The sequence below is a fragment of the Cytophaga aurantiaca DSM 3654 genome, assembly GCF_000379725.1.
Lineage (GTDB): Bacteria > Bacteroidota > Bacteroidia > Cytophagales > Cytophagaceae > Cytophaga > Cytophaga aurantiaca.
Genome location: NZ_KB903621.1, coordinates 259,976 through 280,122, shown reverse-complemented (window position 1 = coordinate 280,122; position 20,147 = coordinate 259,976). Strand labels below are relative to the sequence as shown.

Sequence of the window (20,147 nt, the reverse complement as noted above, 5' to 3'; positions counted from 1 at the left end):
TGTTTATCTGCGCAATGCACATATTCTATACATCGTTTCTATATTCATTAGTAGGTTACTTTAATCACAACACTCATTACTGACTCTCTGCCATCGGGCAGTTCGGCTATAATGGCGTAGCTATATTCGGTATTGGTTGTTAACCAGGTATCGTAAAATTCGCGTTTACTTCCCTTTACAAATTCGTAGGTCTCTACCGGCTGTCCGTTTTGCGAACGCATGATCTTAAAGCCATCTGCCTGTTTATTAAAATCCCAGGTTAGCTTGATCATTTTATTTGGTCTGCTTGCTACTGCTTTAATATTTGTCACCTGCGGGAACGGATCTTTTTCCGGTTGCTGAACACGAATCACTTGCTCCTCCGGCGAACGAAGACCTGAAGAGTCTTCCGCCACCAACTTGTATTGATACCACACATCTGTTTGTGTTAAGGTATCGCGTATAGATGTTATTTTCAAACTATCTCCACCAAGTTTTAAAAAGGGCTGCCACTGAAATTCAAACTCAGATTTTTTATAGAGGTATTGGTATTTAATATCTTCTGAGGGGCTAGACGTCCACATGAGTGTAATACCTGAATAATTCGTTTTAAAATCTTTAAATACAGCACTGATCGGCGGCACTTTATCCGGCAATAAAACTTCAAAATACGTGGATTGTATAGAGGCATTAAATACTTGATCAATAGCCACTACACCATAGTAGATTTTTCTCCATCCGGAATTAACATCAACTTTATCAATGTACAACGTGTCTTTAAACGTAGAGTCTGTAATACGATTCGGTTCTTTATGTTTATAGTATGTTCTGAAGATCCGATAGCCATACATGTCCTCTTCTTTATTTTTCTTCCAGATCAATGTAACTACACCATTGGTATCACAGATACCCGATACTACAATCGGTTTTGCCGGCGGAAAGGAATCCACTAAAAAACCATCTTTCAAAATAGAGCAGGCTGAATCGCCCGTGACACCATACGCACATACTCTGTAATAATTGAACGTCGGTTTATTTAACCGTGCATCGGTATAGGTATAGGTAGTTGGGGAAATCGGTTTGTCATTTAATTTCTTCATTACATCGTTTTGAGTTTTTGCAGTCCATACAGAAAACGATACAATATTTCCTTTATCTTCTGCACTCACTTCCCATTCCAGATCAATGCGTAAATTATCTTTGGAAGATGCTTTGGTAATTGTTGGTGAAAGCTGAATAAACGAAACCGCTTTAACCATCAGTATTTCACTAAACGCGCTCGTTTGCTCAAAACCATTTATAGCTTTTATTTTATAATAATATGTTTTATTCATTTCCGGAAATGAATCGATGTACTTCACTCTTTTCTCATCCAGCTTGAGGCCCATCTCTCCGATATAAGGATCTTTGTTTACCTTTGTATAAACACCTGTTTTTGATGTAGAACGGTAAACATCGTAGGCAAAGTAGCCCGAGTACTTAGCCTGAAGCCAATATAATTCTACTGCTTTGTTTACTACTTTATAATCAAAGCCCAATACATTCGGTAACTGTGCAGGTATACCCACTACAGCAACAGCAATTCCTTTAACTTCTCTGGCAGGTGTATTCAGGCGCACTTCATACAAATAAGTTTTTCCGGCTAAGGCTGTTTTATCTTCGTAAAATAAACCCATCGCTTCCGATGATTTATTTTTCAATAAACTGGCAAGCACAGACATGATGTGCAGATAATCTTTTTGACTTTGTATTTCAGTTACACTTCCAACCGGAGGATTGGGACCCAGGTTCTCCTCAAAAATTCTTCCCGCAACCAATACTTTTGCATTTTTTAAATCCGGATTTGTTTCTGCTTCCTTTTCAATACGCTCATCAGACCAGGGCTTGATCGGTTCAGACGTTAACGTAACTGTTCCAACAACTTTCCACTTGCCATCCACTTGCTGCACTTCTGTACGCTGAATTACATATCCTAAACGGGAACCTTCCATCCATGCATTGTAGTTGGAAGGAATCCATTTTAATAATACGCTATTCGTTTTAACCTGTGTCATTAATCCAAGACTATCGCCCTGCTGAGCAAAAATCAGCTGTGACAGAAACATTGTCAGGAATAAGAATATACTTTTTTTCATTTTAATTAGGGTACTGTAATTGGTGACGGTAAATCAAATCCGATCGTCACTTCTGATGTTTTTATGTTTTTACCAGGCAGGTAATAAGCCATCTTGTAATAATATTTACCAGCAGGGAATGTAGATGAACCGCGGCCTGAAGCACATGTATTCATATCGTTTTGCACAGTACAGGTAATCGCTTTGGCTGTTACACCTTGGTTTTGTGTTTGTAATTCACTGAACACATTGTATTGAACAAGCATTGTATTGCTGTAATAACTATATACAACACTATCCGGCATCTGAACACCGTTCAGTGCAAATCCGTTAGAGAAATCAGCACCTGAAGTTCGCACAAACGCATCAGAGACTTTTACAGCTGCGATCATCACACCATATGTTTCCATGTCTGAAAAACCTTCTGCACTATTCGCCTTAACATCTTTGCTGTTTGGTGTTAAGCTATGTACTACATCACGGCCTGATACTTCAACTTCAGTTACATTGTAATAAGCCATCTTCTCTGCAAAACTTCCAAACTTACTAGCAGTAAAATTATATTCTAAGATGGTTGTATCCTTAGGTGCCTGCGCATACGTTCCTATTTTTTGGGTTGTATCGGTCTTAACTTTTACATCCCTTGTTTGATCAACCAGTTCTACTTTCATAAGTTTAAGCGTGTACGTTTTACCATTCTGCAACGAAGCATTTGGAATCGGATACGTAAACTGATCTTTTGAATTTTGATTGACTACGGTAACATTGGTAACTCGCGCAACCTCTGTGGAACCATCAAAAAACACCACTTGATACGCAAAGTTTGGTTGTATGCGCATCGGTTTAATTGGCAATGAAAGTAAATTTATGTAACCCGTATTACTTTCATTTTTATAATAATTTTTCATGCTCGGCATCGGGTACGCATACTTCACGTTCGATACTTCGATTTTATACGGCTCAAGTTTTGTATGAAAAATAGTTGTATCTTTTTCAATTTCACCGCTAGCTACCCAACCGGCACCTTTATCACACTCTAATCGTACCGCTACAACAGCTACCACTTCTGAATTTTCAGGATAAGACTCTTTTGGCACCAATGTTAATTGTGTTTTATCAGAGTTCCATTTAAAGTCACACGGAATTATTTTTGCTCCGGAACGCACGATCACATCCGATTGATATAACATTCCTCTATACTGAACTTTTTTATCCGGGTCTGTTTCGTCTGCTAATTCAAAATGGAATTTTTCAATAGGCTTCGTAAAATTAACTACAATGTTTTGTGTCACCGCTACATTTGTAGAGCCTGTTGAAGGAAGCATAGATTCGATGAATACAATATTTTTATCCAGCTCTTCCTTCACACATTCTTCTCCAAACTTAACATTGAAGGTTGCAGTTCCGCCAAACATATTTATGATCTTGAATGATATGGAAACATTCCCGACTAAATAACTTGGTCTAGGTAATTGCGCAAAAACATATGCCGAAATAGTTGCCGACACGAGTGTGAAATCTCCTTTCTTGATTTTACAATCATACGCACAGCCTACATTTATTCCACCCATAATAAATGCCTGTCCGGTAGCATACCAATTATTAATACCACGCTCTACACCACCTGTACAATATACAGGCTGAGACGTTTGTGTGATCAGGATATCGAAACCGGCCGATACCCATAGCTTGGCATACGGATTAACACTGCAACCAAGAAAATTGGCACTTCCTTTAAATCCGCCTTCAAGACTTACACGTGCACCAAAAGATAAACCTGCACCTGTCTCCATTGCATTGTAATCGATCGGAGGCGTTCCGAATTCAGCTGGTAAAGGCATGATAGGAGGAACCGGTAATTTATTTCCGGCACAGAAATATGCCTGACATTTAAATAATTTTACTACCTCCAACGATATAGGATCTGAAGGTACACCCATGTACACATACTTCTCCGTCGGAGAGAACATTACTGCAATGTGCCCGGCTTTTTTATCTTCTCCGCCACCGGTTACTACATTGATCACATTTACATATACATCAAAATCACCCGTAAATGTTTCTGTAGGGAACACATATTGTGTAAACCATTTCACACGTACAGAACCTTTTGGATCTTCTTCCACCGGCTTTTCTGCTTTGGTTTTATCTTTATTGGCGCTGATCGAATCAACCGCAACAACTTTCATTGCTGTTTTTAACTTATCAGAACCGGGCACATTAACAGGTGGTGTAAATATGGTTACATCACCAAAAAACGCCAGCATGTTTACACCACCACTTTTATTAAATTCAATACCAAATGTGATCTTACCATTGAACACCGCATCGGTAGGCACCGATTGCAAACCGATACCGGCTAATAAACCTAAGTGTATATTATTATTGGGAACGTATGTTAAGCCGGATGTAGTTTTACAGCTGACTGTTGATTGGACTTTTGGTAATGCACCCGGTTTCAACATTTCCATGTGGTGATACAATCCACCATTAAAGCCATTGATCCCTACCATTGGTGCAACAGGAATTACAGGGAACGTAACGCCGGCATCTACAAACCAGTAACGATAAGAAATAGCATTATCTCCAAGCGCGGCTGTATCAACCGGAGTATCCACACTCGGTATATATTCTTTTGTTCGTCCAAAAATAGCTGCTACTTCAATAACCAGTTTTTCCTTCATTAAGGACAGCTTAATTTTGCCACAGAAGCCTGTTCCATAAAGTGTGTCGCCTCTAAACGTTGACAGTTCACCATGAAGTTTAAATGCATCATTATTTACATCTATAATGATCTGATCTAAACTGAAATCATCGTATTCCCATTTCTTGGTAACAGCATCCCGTTTCGCCCAAATGGTAAATGTTGCAGAGCCACCAAAACCTGATCCTCCGCTACTTCCTCCGCCAGATTTTTGCAGTTGTACCGTTAAAGATATTTGAATACCTACCCGTTGCCCGCCGGATTGTTTAATCAAACTAATTGTGTCAATGGATACAGGAAAGTTCGACATGGTTTGTCCGCCTGTAGACATTTTACAATAACCGCCATGCGTCCTGTCAATATCAATATAAGGTGCCTGCGTGGAAATAATTAATCGCTGAAAGACAACTCCAAATCCCGCTGCAGGCTTGGCTTGAGCTGCTGCACTGGTATCTGTTGTTTTTTTGCTGGGTGCTAGTGATAGAGAACCGGTTATACTTACGGACGGGGAAAATTGACCGGCTGCATAATTAAATGAAATGTCTGCACTCCTGATCTGCATTTTTGCAAGCCCAAATGCCTGTACATTAATTAAACCATTCTTATTACCTGTGTTTTCCAGACTAACTTTTCCGGCATAACTCATGTCGTTATCAGCGAGATTTTTTGACACAAGAAGTATAAAACCTACTTGATCTTGGGCGCCTTTTTTAGAGACCGGCAACGTAATACCACCAAGAATGCTTGCCGAAGAAAGGCAGCTGGCGATCATATTAAAGTTGAGTTGATCGATTCGATATTCCCAACCTTTTAATGTACCATCATAAAACGGTGTATTATTTTTTCCTTCAGCATGTGTTAAAGCCGTTACACCATTTCCATCAATGATAATATCTTCACCGGTTATAACAACGATTTCATTCGGATTCTTCTCTTTAAATGCTTTTGGTATATCAATGACGAGAGACGGTATATAAACACCTTTCCATTGTACTCCATCAATCTTTCCAGTACCCGCAGTATCTGCTGCTGTTACATGATTTTTGTTGTTTATCACAGCAACAGAATCTTTGTACCATTGAGGCAATGCAAAATCCTGTGCATTTGCAACTTCACTGTTATCGACAATTAAATGCGGCATGGAGCATTTAAAGCCCGGCAGATTTGTAAATTCAAAGTCGGGAATATCACTGAGCTCGAGTGTAAAATTGGAAACCTTCTTTGCCGCCTGAATCTGATATTTTATTGAAACCTGTGCTTTGGTTTTTGAATCTGATACGATCGTTTTTTTATCAAAATTTACCGACCCTGTTAATGTAACATCTTTGAAGCCTTTACAGTTGAATGTAATAAAACAACAATCATCTATATTGCCCTGCGCAAGATTCACGCTTGTTTGGTTCGCTTTAAGCGAGCTTGCTAATCCCTTAAATTCTATATTATAGCCTTTACCAACCTGAACGGAATCCGTTACCAATAAATACAAACGCAGGTCTCCTGCAAAACCACCGGAACGGCTATAGGGCACTCTGTCAGCTAAAAAGTAAAGCGTTGTTTTGGATGAAACAGTTACTTTCATAAACACCTCGGCATACATACCATCCGGTGTCATAAAAACTTTATTAATAACCAACGCATAATTGCGGTCGGCATCACTTGGAAGTACGCCTATCGGAAACTTAAATTCTTTTCCATCAATAAGCGACTTATATAAATTGTTGTTTTTAACAGTGTTGAGAACACTTTCAATTTCATCAACTTTTGCCTGAGCTCCCTGTACAACATTTTCTACAGAAGTTAAGGTGCGGCTTGCAGCACCCATGGCATTTAATTGTGCGAATGAAGAAGATATTGAAAAACAAACTCCAAAAAATACTAATAGTAATTTATTCATTTTTAATAGCCAGGGTAATAAGACTCAAAACTATGAATAAAATTACATGACTACAAATTATACTTCATTTCATTTGAAATGACTTATTAATTACTTATCCGTTCTTAACACCTTATCTGATAAGGGATAGGGGAATTTGTGTTTTTATAATTTTAAAATAATTCCATAAAGCAGATTATAAATACCTACAACTAGGTATGTATTTTTTTAAAATGTTACATTAATTATTTACTTCATATAGTTTTATTTTTACTTCATATAATTCCATTTTATGTGTTCCTATGTTTGACAGATTCAATATTATTAATGCAACCATAATCTCTAATATTCTGCCAATCCCTCTGATTTTTATTGTATTTTTGTAGAAGTACGCAGCTATTACACTTTGAAAGTATCTGAATTATTGGGCATATATGAGAATGACTCTCATATTCAGCTATTGAAACAAAAGCTTCAAGAAAGGGGAACAAACAATCTCTTTTTAAAGGGCTTATCCGGAAGTTTAGATGCTGTTTTAGCCGCTGCACTTGCCAAAACCAGTTCTCAAACGCAGGTTTTCGTCCTGAACGATAAAGACGAAGCCTACTTTTTTCAAAACGACTTACAGCAATTGCTGGGTCAGCCTGTTTTTGTTTTCCCGGCATCCTATAAAAAACCCTATCACTACGAGCAGGTTGAAAATGCCAATATTTTACAACGTGCAGAAACACTAAATCATATTGTTAACAATCAAGATAAACCATCTTACATTGTTACGTATCCCTTGGCACTTTCTGAAAAAGTAATCAATAAACGTTCGCTCGTTGAAAATACATTTATTGCCCGGGTAGGTGAAAAGCTGAACCGCGAATTCATGGAAGAGTTTTTACAAAGCTATTCCTTTGAACGCAACGACTTTGCTTATGAAGCCGGCCAATACGCCATCCGTGGTGGGATCATTGACATCTTTTCTTACTCCAATGAATTCCCATACCGTATTGAATTGTTCGGTGATGAGATAGAAAGCATCAGAACATTTAATCCGGAATCGCAGCTTTCCATAGCAACCATTCCGGTCTTATCCATCACACCAAACGTACAGACACGTTTACTTAAAGAAGAACGTGAAGCTTTGTTCACGTTTCTTCCCGAGGATACGCTGATATGGATCAAAGACTATACACTTACTACTGAAGTCATTGAAGAATCGTTTTCAAAAGTAGAAGCACAGTTTGATACCATTCTTGCTGCAAGCGGCAACAGTGCACTAATCACATCACCCGATGCCTTGTTTGAAAACAAAACGTCATTCAAAAAAAGCATTGAACATTTTTCCATTATCGAGTTCGGTTCTCAATCACATATCTCCGGTTCAGAAAAAATTGAGATCGAATCAAAACCGCAGCCTTCTTTTAATAAAGAGTTCAACATGCTGCTTGATGACCTGAAACTCAGGATAAATCAAGGCTATAAAATTATCATTGCATCCGAGTCGCATCAGCAGATCCAACGTTTGCATTCCATACTGGAAGAACTTGATCCATACTTACGCTTTGATGAACTGATCTCTCCATTGCGCGAAGGTTTCATTGACATACAACGCAATGTTTTGTGTTATACCGATCATCAGATCTTTGATCGTTTTCACAGATACAAAACCAAAGAGCGTTTTTCAAAATCAAAATCCATCACGCTCAAGGAACTACGCACATTACAACCCGGCGATTTCGTTGCGCATTCAGATTTTGGTATTGCACGTTTTGCCGGACTTGAACGCATTGAAAATAACGGTCACGCGCAGGAAGCCATTCGTTTGGTTTTCCGTGATGATGACTTGATGGTGGTATCTATCCATGCACTGCATAAGATCTCCCGCTATAGCGGTAAAGACGGACAACCGCCTCTGATGTCGAAACTGGGCTCGGCGGATTGGGAAAATAAAAAGAGCAAAGTCAAACGTCAGGTTAAAGACATTGCAAAAGAATTGATCCAGCTCTACGCCAAGCGTAAGGCTGCTCCCGGCTTTGCGTATTCACCGGATTCATTTCTACAGGTTGAACTGGAATCTTCGTTTATGTATGAGGATACGCCGGACCAAAGCAAAGCAACTGCAGATGTAAAAAAAGATATGCAGTCGCCACACCCTATGGATAGACTTGTATGCGGGGATGTAGGATTTGGTAAAACAGAAATCGCTGTGCGTGCTGCATTCAAAGCAGTGTGCGATGGCAAGCAGGTTGCAATCCTGGTACCTACTACCATTCTGGCAATGCAGCATTACAAAACATTCAGAGACCGTTTATCAAAGTTTCCTTGCGTGGTTGAATACATAAACCGTTTTAAAACAGCGGCTCAGATCAAAGAAACCTTAAAGCGTGTTAAAGAAGGGAAAACAGATATTCTGATCGGTACACACCGTGTGATCAGCAAAGATGTTGAGTTTAAAAACGTTGGTCTTTTGATCATCGATGAAGAACAAAAGTTTGGTGTTAAGGTAAAAGAAAAATTACGTGAGTTTAAGATAAATATTGATACATTAACACTTACTGCAACACCGATTCCACGTACACTGCATTTCTCTTTAATGGGCGCACGCGATTTATCCATCATCGCTACACCTCCACCAAACCGCCAGCCGGTTACAACAGAGATCCATGTATTTGATGAAGCATTTATCCGTGATGCTGTTGCATTTGAATTGAAACGCGGTGGTCAGGTTTTCTTTGTATACAATCGGGTACGTGATATTGAAGGCATGGCTTTCCTGATTAAGAAACTGGTACCCGATGCACGTGTTACCTTTGCACACGGACAAATGGAAGGTGACAAGTTAGAAGAAGTTATGCTGAAATTTGTTGAAGGCGAATACGATGTATTGGTTTCAACAAATATTATTGAATCCGGTTTAGATATCCCAAATGCAAATACCATAATCATCAATTCGGCACACATGTTTGGGTTGTCTGATCTGCATCAAATGCGTGGCCGTGTAGGAAGAAGTAATAAAAAAGCATTCTGTTATTTGTTAACACCTTCGGTTGCAGCTCTTACAGGTGACTCCAGAAAACGCTTAAGTGTGCTGGAAGAATTCTCAGACTTAGGTGATGGTTTTAAAGTTGCCATGCGCGACCTGGATATTCGTGGTGCAGGTAATATGCTGGGTGCAGAGCAAAGCGGTTTCATAACAGACTTAGGCTTTGATATGTATCACAAAATATTGGATGAAGCAATACAGGAATTAAAAGAAACAGAATTTGCAGACCTATTCAAAAATGAATTGGATCAACAACGTTTAAAAAATCTTGTACAGGATTGTGTTATCGAAACCGATCTTTCCATTCTTATTCCAGAGACATATGTAAATAATATTTCAGAACGGTTGTCATTATATTCTACCATTGATAATATTAAAAATGAAATCGAACTGAATGAGTTTATTACATCATTGAAAGATCGTTTTGGCCCTCTACCAAAAGAAGTGATCGATCTGACAGAAACCATCAGACTTCGTTGGCTGGCTCAAGAGCTCGGCTTTGAGAAACTAACTATTAAGAGCGGCATAATGCGCTGTCAGTTTGTGCCTTCAGAGCGAACAAGCTATTATACATCAGATGTTTTTGGCACTATTTTAACATTTGTACAAACTCATTCTAAGAATTGTAAAATGAAAGAACTTAACAAAAAATTAATTCTCATCATTTCAGAAATTCAATCCATTGAACAAGGTTTACAAATCCTTAAAGAAATTCAAAAACCGATCGTTGTTTCAAAGTAATCATTGCAGATGTAAAAAAGTTTCGTGATCTTAGAGAAACTTATTTTTAATTCGTATCAACCTTGGAAGCACCTTTCAAAGATTTAAATTTAGAAAGTACAGATAAACGAAAAAGGCTTTTAGATTACCTTATCAAAGGTGCATCCCTTATCATTTCGTTAGCTACGATCCCTGAAGTTATTTACTGGGTGCCTAATACCATTGTTGCCGTTTCTTTTGTTTTAGTAATATTCGGAATCTGCTTTTTTTTAAATAAAAAAACCATACAAATCTTGCTGCAAACATTGTGGTACTGACTGTTTCATTCATTGTATTTGTGCAATGCATCGAAACAGGTTTGGCGTCCATGGTATTTTGCTTTTATATGCCATTGTTAATTGGTATTCCATTTATTATCGACAATAAAAAAATTGCTCTAATCTTATTTCAGATGATTTTGCCAATTGGCTTGTGTACGTATCTGATGTTCTTCAACCAGCCTACAAATGAATCCTTTAAACAACTGGATGAAGGCTTTACAAACACCAACGGCCAAATAAATTTTTTATGTGCTTTATGCCAATGCGGATTTTTTGCATGGTTCATCATTCGCGACCATTCTGTTTCCAGCAAGTTGATCTTATTATCTAAAGCAAAGATCGAATACAAAAATGCTCGTCTTCTTAAAACAAATTCGGAGATGGATCATTTGGTATACAGCATCAGCCATGATTTGCGTGCACCAATTGCGTCTGCATTGGGACTAATCGAAATAAGTAAAATAGAAAGTGATCCGGAAAAACTGAAGTACTACGAAACGCTGAAAGAAGCGTGTTTACGTAGGTTGGACAATTTCATTTTTGATATTTTAAATTACTTAAAAAATAACCGATTAGAAATTGAAATTTCTCCTGTTCCCCTTAAAGAAGAAATTTTAAATTCCATTGAAATGAATTCGGTATACAATGAAAATGTTGCCGTAACGCTTGATTGCGATTATGAGGGTGAATTTCATACAGATAAAAACCGATTACGTATGATTCTGAATAACATTATTTCAAATGCATTCCGTTATTCAAAATCTACGAACAATGATAAAACAGTTAACATAAAAGTAAAAAATCTCTCTCCCAATATTGAAATATCCATTGCCGACAATGGCGTAGGTATCAATAAAGAATACATCGATAAGATCTTTGATATGTTTTTCAAAACCGATGAGAAGACCAAAGGCAGTGGTTTAGGCTTATACATTACCAAAGAAGCAATTACAAAAATACAGGGAAGCATTACGGTATGGTCAGAAAAAGGTGTTGGTTCTATTTTCACCATTACGCTTCCAAACCTTAAAGGTCACGTACCTCCTAAGATTGTTGAGCTGGAAGAAGTTTAAGGAACAATAGCAACAGGTGATCTCTGCAGCCAGTGCAGCAATAAATTTTTATTTCCCGTAGCATTCCCCAACACATAAAATCTTGAAGATGCCAGAACCGGCGATTCCTTTGCCTGCTCGGATTCAACGCATGCAGGTCCCACAAAACTTGAGTGAATGAATGTGATTGCTTCATTTTGCTTTGAAATAAAACCCACATGATTATCCAATCCCACCACATATACATTATCCGGTTGCGACGCTATGTAATCCAACAGTGCATTTAATGCGGTGTATTTTTTAACATCTGAACATAATGTATTAACGATTGAATGCGAATATTGCTGTGCAACTTTATACCGGTTCAATTCAATACCACAATGTTTTAAAGTAGTTGAAACGAAATAGCCACAAGCAACGTATCCACGCTGAGGTTTATCGCTGATCCCGTTAAAATCCCAGGCTGTTCCATACCAATACGGAAATACATTTTCAACCAAGGCCATTTGCAAATATCTTGACGCTGAATCCAGACATACATTTTTTGCGTCTTGCGTTGTTGCTTTCATGTATTGCAGATTTAATTCAAGGCGTTTGCTTTCTATGTGTTTGCGCAGCGATGCATACGACGTTAAAAAATCTGTAGCACTTGAATCAGGAATGGCTCGTTCCAGGATGTTTGAATATATGGCTGTTGTATCCCATCCGGATGGAATCGTAAAGGTTTCTACTTGCGCACAGGAAATAAAAATGCTGAAAAATATACTGATGCTGATAGCCTGTTTCATATCTTTTTTCTGACATAATGCAGGAAAAGGCAAAAGATACACGATTTAATGGATTAAATTTGAATACAGGATTTCTTCGTTTGTTAATTTATTGATCATTGGTATACCCAACCCTATCCATAGACTGACCACTGTTTACTGTCCACTGACCCCTTTTAATATGCGCTCATTCACTTCAGTCAAATAAGCTGCGTTATATGGACCATGCCAGTTCATATCCATCGTTTCACCTTTGCTCCAGTCATAACAGGCATCGTCTGTGATGTAGCCAATATAACCGCCGTTGAATCCGGTTAGAATAAGATTTGTTTTATTTGCACTACATAGTTTTTCCAAAGGCGGCATCAGTTCGCCTGAATAATCACAAGGCATGCCAAGGAACATTGTTTCACCAACCTGCATGCATTGAATGTCCGGAGCATCGGATCCAAGCAACGTATGAAATACCCAAGGACGAATACGGATATCTTTATCAATTCTTAAATGCGGTTCGCGTAAATGCAATGGAAAGCGGTGATAGTATAATGTATTGGTATACGAATAATTAATTTTCGCATCTTTTAATTGCGTTGCTAAAATTACAGCGATGGTATCTCCTTCCTTTTCACCGTTTTGAAGCTGGCTAAAACCAGGACCATGACTTCCTACAGCACCGGCAGCGTAACTTACAAAAGAAGCCCATCCTTCTTTCTCTAACAATGCTGAAACTTTACCCGGATAATCTGCTGAGATATAGGTAACATCTGAATCCAGACAATTCGCATGTGCAGCAAACGTAAACAAACATGCTTCTTCACCGCTCTTTGTTCTGAATTTCAGGCCACGAATAAATACATCTTTAGGAGCTTCATCACCCTTTAAACGGTTGCGCACTGCGGTTGGCGCCATAGCACGCACATATGCCTGCTCAACTATTTGTAATTTTTTAACAGCACCATCAATCGATTTCTCAATGGCTTCAAAGAGCAGATCAACATACTCTTCTGAATAATCACCAGCTAAAAACTTGCCTGCAATTTTAGGTTCCCAGCCACCAGCAGCACTGTGTGTATGCGTAGCAGTAAGATATACATTCAACTTATATTTTTTTTCTAATACTGAACGAACACGATCTTTTAATGCAGGAGGAAAAATCAACAGGTCAAGACACACATACCCAACACGTGTCTTACCATTATCCAGTACAAATGTTCGCACATAAGTGGTATCACCAACCCTTGTTGCTTTATCCCGGATACCATAGCCTGCTAGGGGATAGGGGAACGCATGAGGCGTCAGGGCTACTTTGTACCAGCCTGCTCGCAACGTGTCTCCCTGTTTGATTTGCTGCGTTATCTGAAACGTATCCAACTGTTTCATCATCGCAGAATAATAAGGCATTTGCTTATAAGGTGTACGATCAACCGTTGTCAGGATACATACTGCTAATAGCATAAGTATTGCTGCAACAATTAAAATCCATTTAATCCCTTTTTTCAAAATACGCATTGTATCAAAATTAATGTATGCAAGTTACACGCTCAAAAGACAAAAAAAGTATTTTTTACTAAGAATGTTTAACCGAATTCTTTAACAATAAATTTGCGCAACGAATAATTTTTAGTGTATTTGCAATCAAATACTTAGAATAATTTTTAATGACATCACCGCAAGTATCCATTATTGTTCCGAGCTATAATGGCAGAAATAAAGTAATCCGACTTTTGAATTCTCTGGAACAGCAAACATACCGCTCGTTTGAAGTGATTGTTGTACTGGATGGTTCAACAGACGGCAGTGCGGCAGCCATCCATAGCATCGAATGGAAATTATTTCCGTTAAAAATTATTGAACAGAAAAACAACGGGCGCGCAAGTGCCCGAAATACTGGCGCTGCACAGGCAACAACAGAACTGCTGTTATTTTTTGATGACGACATGATTCCTGCTTCTTCTTGTATACAGGAATTTATTTCTTTCAATAGCACACATAAAAACCGTATTGCATTGGGAGAGATTCTTGAACCTGCTACCAAAGAAGATTCTGAAATAAAAAAATACAAAGATTATTTAAACACCACCTGGAACAGTACGCTGAAGACTTATAGAAACGCTGTTATTCCAAGTGAGCGTGTTGTGCTATCTGCAGCAAATTTTTCAATTCCAACATCCTTATTCAATAAACTCAAAGGCTTTGATGAATCCTTAAAAGATATTGAAGACTACGATTTTGCATTACGTGCCAGAGTTGAAAAAATTGAAACGTTTTATTTAGATACCGCAATTGCTGTACATCTGGATCAGTTTACGTTTAGAAAATATGCCGAACGCTCAAAAGCATATTTAAAAAACAGAATTCTGGCAGCATCCTTAAAGCCCGATCTGTATGGCCAGGATCCCATATTAAAACACCAACATAAGCTGTTTCTTAAAGGTCTGTATTCGGTGATGAAATACCCTTTTTGGCTAAACCTGTTTGATGCCGGCATATTACAGTTTGTTCTTCCTGAAAAACTGCGTTATAAGCTCTATGGAGTAGCAATCACGGCGTATATTCACAATCAGCCGAAAGCTGGACAATGAACACCTACGAGGTTTTGAAAATCTCTTAGGTGTTCCCCACCCAATTTTAGACGCTTCGAGTATTTTTTAGAACCAGCAGTTACTTGATTGTAGGGTTTTTTGTACCTTTGTACTTCAATAAATAAATACCCATGCTTAGTTGTTCTAATATCTCTCTTAAATACGGCAAGAGAACCCTTTTCGAAGAAGTTACCATTCGTTTTGCATCAGGCAATTGTTATGGTTTAATAGGCGCAAACGGTGCCGGAAAATCTACGTTCTTAAAAATCCTTTCCGGCGAAATTGACCCGACAACGGGCAAAGTTGAGATGTCGCCGGGAGAACGTATGGCGATATTAAAGCAGAACCACTATGAATTTGATGAGTTTCCGATTTTAGAAACAGTAATCATGGGTCACAAACGTTTGTATCAGATCATGAAGGAACGTGAAGAAATTTACGCAAACCCGGATTTCTCTGAAGCAGATGGTATCAAGGCATCTGAACTGGAATCTGAATTCGCTGATATAAATGGTTGGAATGCAGAGGCAGAAGCGGCTGAATTATTGAGCGGCTTAGGTGTAAAAGAAGAACTGCATGCTGTGCAGATGAAAGACGTTGATGGTAAGATCAAGGTACGTGTATTACTTGCACAAGCCATCTTTGGTAACCCCGACGTATTGTTGTTAGATGAACCTACCAACGACTTGGATGTTGATTCGGTATTGTGGTTAGAGAATTTCTTAGCTGATTTTAAAAATACGGTAATCGTAATTTCTCACGATCGTCACTTCCTGGATACCGTGTGTACGCACGTTGCAGATATTGACTATGCGAAGATTAAATTATATACCGGTAACTATACCTTCTGGTATGAATCTTCTCAATTGGCTGCAAAACAAAAAGCCGATCAGAACAGAAAAGTGGAAGATAAGCGTAAAGAGTTACAGGACTTCGTAGAGCGTTTCTCTGCCAATGCTTCTAAATCAAAACAAGCTACTTCCCGTAAAAAATTATTAGAGAAACTAGTAATTGATGAGATTACTGCATCAAGCAGAAAATATCCGGGTATTCAATTCCGCTCTGAACGTGAGGCCGGTGATCAATTACTTACCGTTGAAGGCTTAAGTAAAAAAGGGCCGGATGGAGAATATCTATTTAAAGATTTAACCTTCACCATACAAAAGGCAGATAAGGTTTCTATATTAAGTAAAGATCCTTTAAGTATCTCTGCTCTTTTTGATGTGTTGATGGGCATTGAACAGCCGGATGCTGGTTCATTCAAGTGGGGTGTTACAACTTCGCAATCTTATTTCCCTAAAGACAACTCTGAATATTTCTCTGATGGAGATTTGAATTTAGTGGATTGGCTGCGTCAATACTCTAAAGATAAGGACGAAAGCTTTATTCGTGGTTTCTTAGGCCGTATGTTATTTACAGGTGAAGAATCATTGAAAAAATGTACCGTATTATCCGGAGGTGAAAAAGTGCGCTGCATGCTTTCTAAAATGATGATGGAATCTGCGAACGTGCTTGTAATGGATGATCCAACCAATCACCTGGATCTGGAATCCATCACGGCATTAAACAACGCCTTGATGGAATTTAAAGGTACGATGTTATTCTACTCGCACGATTATCAATTCATCAACACAGTTGCCAACCGCATCATTGAACTGGGACCAAACGGCTTCCTTGACAAAACAATGACATACGAAGAATATCTGGAAGACGAAAAAGTAAAAACACAAAAGCTGGCGGTATACTAGTGGTCAGTAGACAGTGGTCAGTAATTAAAAATAAAAATCCCGATAGAGTTTTCCATCGGGATTTTTGTTTTGGAAGATTTATTTGTTGGATTAAATATTTTCAAAAAAATCCATTATATTCGTAATAATACTTTTTAGTTGGATTGTATTCCATTAAATACAAATAGTTGTCATTGGGTTTTAGACATTAAATAAACCTTAGTTGCCTTGGTTCTCGCATTCAATAGAACTAGTAGTTGCCAAATCTTTCTACGGCATAATAAACAAGAAGGCTTAACACAAATGAGATTTATATGAAAATTCATATATCGCCACAAGTGATAATGTTTATGCTATATCTATTGTATTTACTTATTAAACAATAAAAAAAGAAGTCCCGCTGAATGAATCAACGGGACTTCTTTTTATTTTATGAACGAAGGATTCAAATAACTACAGAAGGAAATCCTGTATTCAATTTTAATCCTATCAATCGTGTTCGTATTACTTAACCACTAAAGATGTAGTACCAATCAAGTTGCCATCTTGCCAAACTTTAAGTGTGTATGTACCGATTTTGTATTCACCACCTTTAGCATATACAAATGATACAGGCTGATTGGTGTTGTTGAAATCGATTGCTTGTTTTTCAGTAAACGGAATTTCTTTTCCTTCAGAAGTTTTGAAGAAACCACCACCTAAAGAACTATCAAACAATGGAGCACCACTTGGTTCGATAACCTGTAAGTAAATTACTTTTGTGTTCTTAGGAGCTACTTTGTTATCCGCAAGAGTGAATACAATTTTGATTTTAGCAATGTGTTTTGCTTTGTATTCAGTGTCAGTTTCTTCTTTTCCTTTAGCATTGATCACACTAACTTTTATGTTTTCAGCTTTCAAGATAGATGCTAACTCATATTTCTGCTGTAAATCTGTACGAACTGTACGAAGATTGTTGATTGAATCATTCATTACAGCTTTGTCTTGCTTTAATGTGTCGATAGAAGAATTTAAGTTTTTGTTTTCTTCACGCAACTTAACGATTTCAGCTTCTTTCACTTCAAGATCTTTTTTGTATGATTCGATCTGAGCGTTCAGCTTTTTCATGTTAACAGCGTTACCTTTTTTCAAGCTTGCAATTGCATTATCTAATTCTGCAATTTTAGCATCCAATGAATCATTTCTTTGACCCAAGTCAGCTGCTTGTTTTTGTAAACTGTGGTACTGTAATTGTAAGCCTTCTAATTCAGCAACTTTGGTAGCCAACGAATCGTCTTTTAAGATAATTGTTTTCTCCTGCTCTTCAATCTTAGTCGATTTCTGATTGTTGTTGAATAATAAATATCCGATCACACCCAATAAGGCAAGGATGATTAATATAAAAATCAGATTATTACTTTTTTTGTTTTCTTCTTGTGCCATAATGATTGTTGGTTAATGAAAAGTCTGTTGTTTAAGTTTAGTTTCTATATAAATATAATAAAATATATTTAAGTTAAGCAACTGACAGATATTTCTTTTAAATCACTTTTTTTGATCAAATACCACATTCATCCAATCTTCTGGTACGCTATCCAACGCTTTTTTCAATTCATTATCCCAGGTACTGGAGATAATTTCCATATCTTTTTTCTCAAAACGGTGTTCAATCATCTTAAATGTATTGTTATAATAAATAACAACATCCAATGGAAAATCTACATCATTTGCAGATACACGTGTTGAATCGAACGATAAAAATCCGGCCTTCAATACTTCTTCCAGCGTTGATTCATATTTGACTGTACGGTTCAGAATAGGCTTACCATATCCGCTGTTACCGATAATCATAAACGGAGTTGTTTGCGTCAATTCGATCCAGTTTCCTTCGGGGTATAATAAAAATAATTTTGGCTCGGTATCATTTTTTAACTGACCACCAACAATGGTATGTAAATTAAATGCAAAACCTGCAGCATACAATGCCTTCCGATCTTCCTCTGCCACTCTGCGCAGCTGGTTTCCAAAAGCATTCACGGCTTCGTACAACTGTGTGTAAATAACCGATTCGTCTTTTAATACTTCTTTGAAGTAAGTGATAGCTTTATCACGAACAGAACGTAAGCCACTTGTCATCAAGAACAAGCTTCCATGTCCGCTTTCATGAACAAATAGTTTTTTAGCAGTTGTTGTATCCGTACCAGAAGTTATGCGTGTATCAGCTATTGCAACTAATCCATCTTTTAATTTAACACCCAAACAATATGTCATAATGATTGTATTCTATTTCAAATCGAAATATACGGTTTTTATGGTTTTTAAAATATGACTTAACATCACTTAATATTGCAGATACTTTATTTCAAGCATATCCGCCAGCTTTGCAACTTTATTCAATAGATCATGATAAAAGGCAAGTGGCTCTTTTTCAATATCCTGAATAGAAGTGTATTGCACGGTAGATAATAATTTACTTGCATAGAACTCCAGCGAGTTTGGCTGATGCTTAGAAACATTTGTTATCCGTAGTAAACAATTTTCAATGTGTCTTAGATTGTATACAATCGACTTTGGAAAATTTCTATTTAAAGTCAAAAACTCCAAGCTATGGCTTACATTGGGTACTTCTCTGTAATGGATTTTACTCATGTCGTATGCCTCTGTACTCTTAAGCAAATTAACATTTTCAAATAATTCAATCATGTTATAATATTCCTTTTTAGGAATTCGATTGATATCATTGATCTTTGTTACTATAATCCGGATGATCTGAGTAGTACGTTCAATGTGTTTTCCCAAATGTATGATAGACCAAGCTTCATCGTGCAGCAATGTATTGTCGACATTTGCATTTATGATGGCATTTAGCTCAATTACTTTTTTTGAAAATCCAAAAATACCTATTTCTTCAAACTTCGCCTTATCCATTGATTTTACATAATGGTAATAGGTATTGATTGACTCCCACAATTCCGTAGAGATAGAATCCTTTGCGCCTCTGGCGTTTTCACGAGCTTGGCAAACAGATTGTTTAATAGAAGATGAATTGTAATCATTCAAGCCAATAAAATAAGCAACCTCATCGGTCTCCATTTTATTTTGTAGGCCAATATATTCAACATACGAACCAGCCATGTTTAAAACAGATTCTAATATGTGTTCTTTCTTGATCGATTTGGGTGCATCAATACTGAAAAAGTAATGTGCTTGTGCAAAACGACTGATATGTTCTGTTCGTTCAAGGTAACGACCCATCCAAAACAAATTTCCTGCAATTCTAGATAACATACTTCAAC

11 protein-coding genes are annotated in these 20,147 nt (G+C 37.6%); 4 read left to right on the top strand and 7 right to left on the bottom strand.

The window, feature by feature from the left end; translation table 11 throughout:
* Positions 1–47 precede the first annotated feature (47 nt).
* On the bottom strand, positions 48–2,114 hold the full coding sequence (locus tag A3EE_RS0102670; RefSeq protein WP_018341886.1) for a fibronectin type III domain-containing protein: 2,067 nt from the start codon (positions 2,112–2,114) through the stop codon (positions 48–50).
* A gap of 5 nt (positions 2,115–2,119) precedes the next feature.
* Positions 2,120–6,691 carry an Ig-like domain-containing domain gene (locus tag A3EE_RS0102665; RefSeq protein WP_051081592.1) on the bottom strand — a complete coding sequence of 1,524 codons (4,572 nt, stop codon included), beginning with the start codon at positions 6,689–6,691 and terminating at the stop codon, positions 2,120–2,122.
* A gap of 385 nt (positions 6,692–7,076) precedes the next feature.
* On the opposite strand from A3EE_RS0102665, the gene mfd reads away from it, so the two are divergent.
* Positions 7,077–10,445, top strand: coding sequence for a transcription-repair coupling factor (gene mfd, locus A3EE_RS0102655; protein WP_018341883.1), 3,369 nt, complete (start codon positions 7,077–7,079; stop codon positions 10,443–10,445).
* Between the two features lie 430 nt (positions 10,446–10,875).
* On the top strand, positions 10,876–11,817 hold the full coding sequence (locus A3EE_RS0102645) for a sensor histidine kinase (protein WP_157446847.1): 942 nt from the start codon (positions 10,876–10,878) through the stop codon (positions 11,815–11,817).
* On the opposite strand, the gene A3EE_RS0102640 is transcribed toward A3EE_RS0102645, so the two are convergent.
* Together A3EE_RS0102640 and A3EE_RS0102635 are read right to left on the bottom strand one after the other, a co-directional pair.
* A complete protein-coding gene (locus A3EE_RS0102640; protein ID WP_157446846.1) occupies positions 11,814–12,584 on the bottom strand; it encodes a hypothetical protein in 771 nt (256 codons plus the stop codon). The two genes, A3EE_RS0102645 and A3EE_RS0102640, sit on opposite strands and share 4 nt — an antisense overlap.
* Before the next feature lie 135 nt (positions 12,585–12,719).
* Positions 12,720–14,072 carry a neutral/alkaline non-lysosomal ceramidase N-terminal domain-containing protein gene (locus A3EE_RS0102635; protein WP_018341879.1) on the bottom strand — a complete coding sequence of 451 codons (1,353 nt, stop codon included), beginning with the start codon at positions 14,070–14,072 and terminating at the stop codon, positions 12,720–12,722.
* Positions 14,073–14,221: 149 nt separating this feature from the next.
* Here A3EE_RS0102635 and A3EE_RS0102630 point away from each other — a divergent pair, with 149 nt between their 5' ends.
* Both A3EE_RS0102630 and A3EE_RS0102625 read left to right on the top strand, forming a co-directional pair.
* Positions 14,222–15,145 carry a glycosyltransferase family 2 protein gene (locus A3EE_RS0102630; RefSeq protein WP_018341878.1) on the top strand — a complete coding sequence of 308 codons (924 nt, stop codon included), beginning with the start codon at positions 14,222–14,224 and terminating at the stop codon, positions 15,143–15,145.
* A gap of 131 nt (positions 15,146–15,276) precedes the next feature.
* Complete coding sequence (locus A3EE_RS0102625; RefSeq protein WP_018341877.1) at positions 15,277–16,893, top strand: ABC-F family ATP-binding cassette domain-containing protein; 1,617 nt, start codon at positions 15,277–15,279, stop codon at positions 16,891–16,893.
* Positions 16,894–17,376: 483 nt separating this feature from the next.
* Here the strand turns inward: A3EE_RS0102625 and A3EE_RS0102620 are convergent, their stop codons facing one another.
* From A3EE_RS0102620 to A3EE_RS0102610, 3 genes are all read right to left on the bottom strand, one after another.
* On the bottom strand, positions 17,377–18,294 hold the full coding sequence (locus tag A3EE_RS0102620; RefSeq protein ID WP_018341876.1) for a hypothetical protein: 918 nt from the start codon (positions 18,292–18,294) through the stop codon (positions 17,377–17,379).
* 102 nt (positions 18,295–18,396) lie between these two features.
* The gene (locus A3EE_RS0102615; RefSeq protein ID WP_018341875.1) at positions 18,397–19,122 is read right to left on the bottom strand and encodes a proteasome-type protease; all 726 of its coding nucleotides are present in this window, start codon (positions 19,120–19,122) and stop codon (positions 18,397–18,399) included.
* Positions 19,123–19,191: 69 nt separating this feature from the next.
* Positions 19,192–20,139, bottom strand: coding sequence for an alpha-E domain-containing protein (locus tag A3EE_RS0102610; RefSeq protein ID WP_018341874.1), 948 nt, complete (start codon positions 20,137–20,139; stop codon positions 19,192–19,194).
* Positions 20,140–20,147 lie beyond the last annotated feature (8 nt).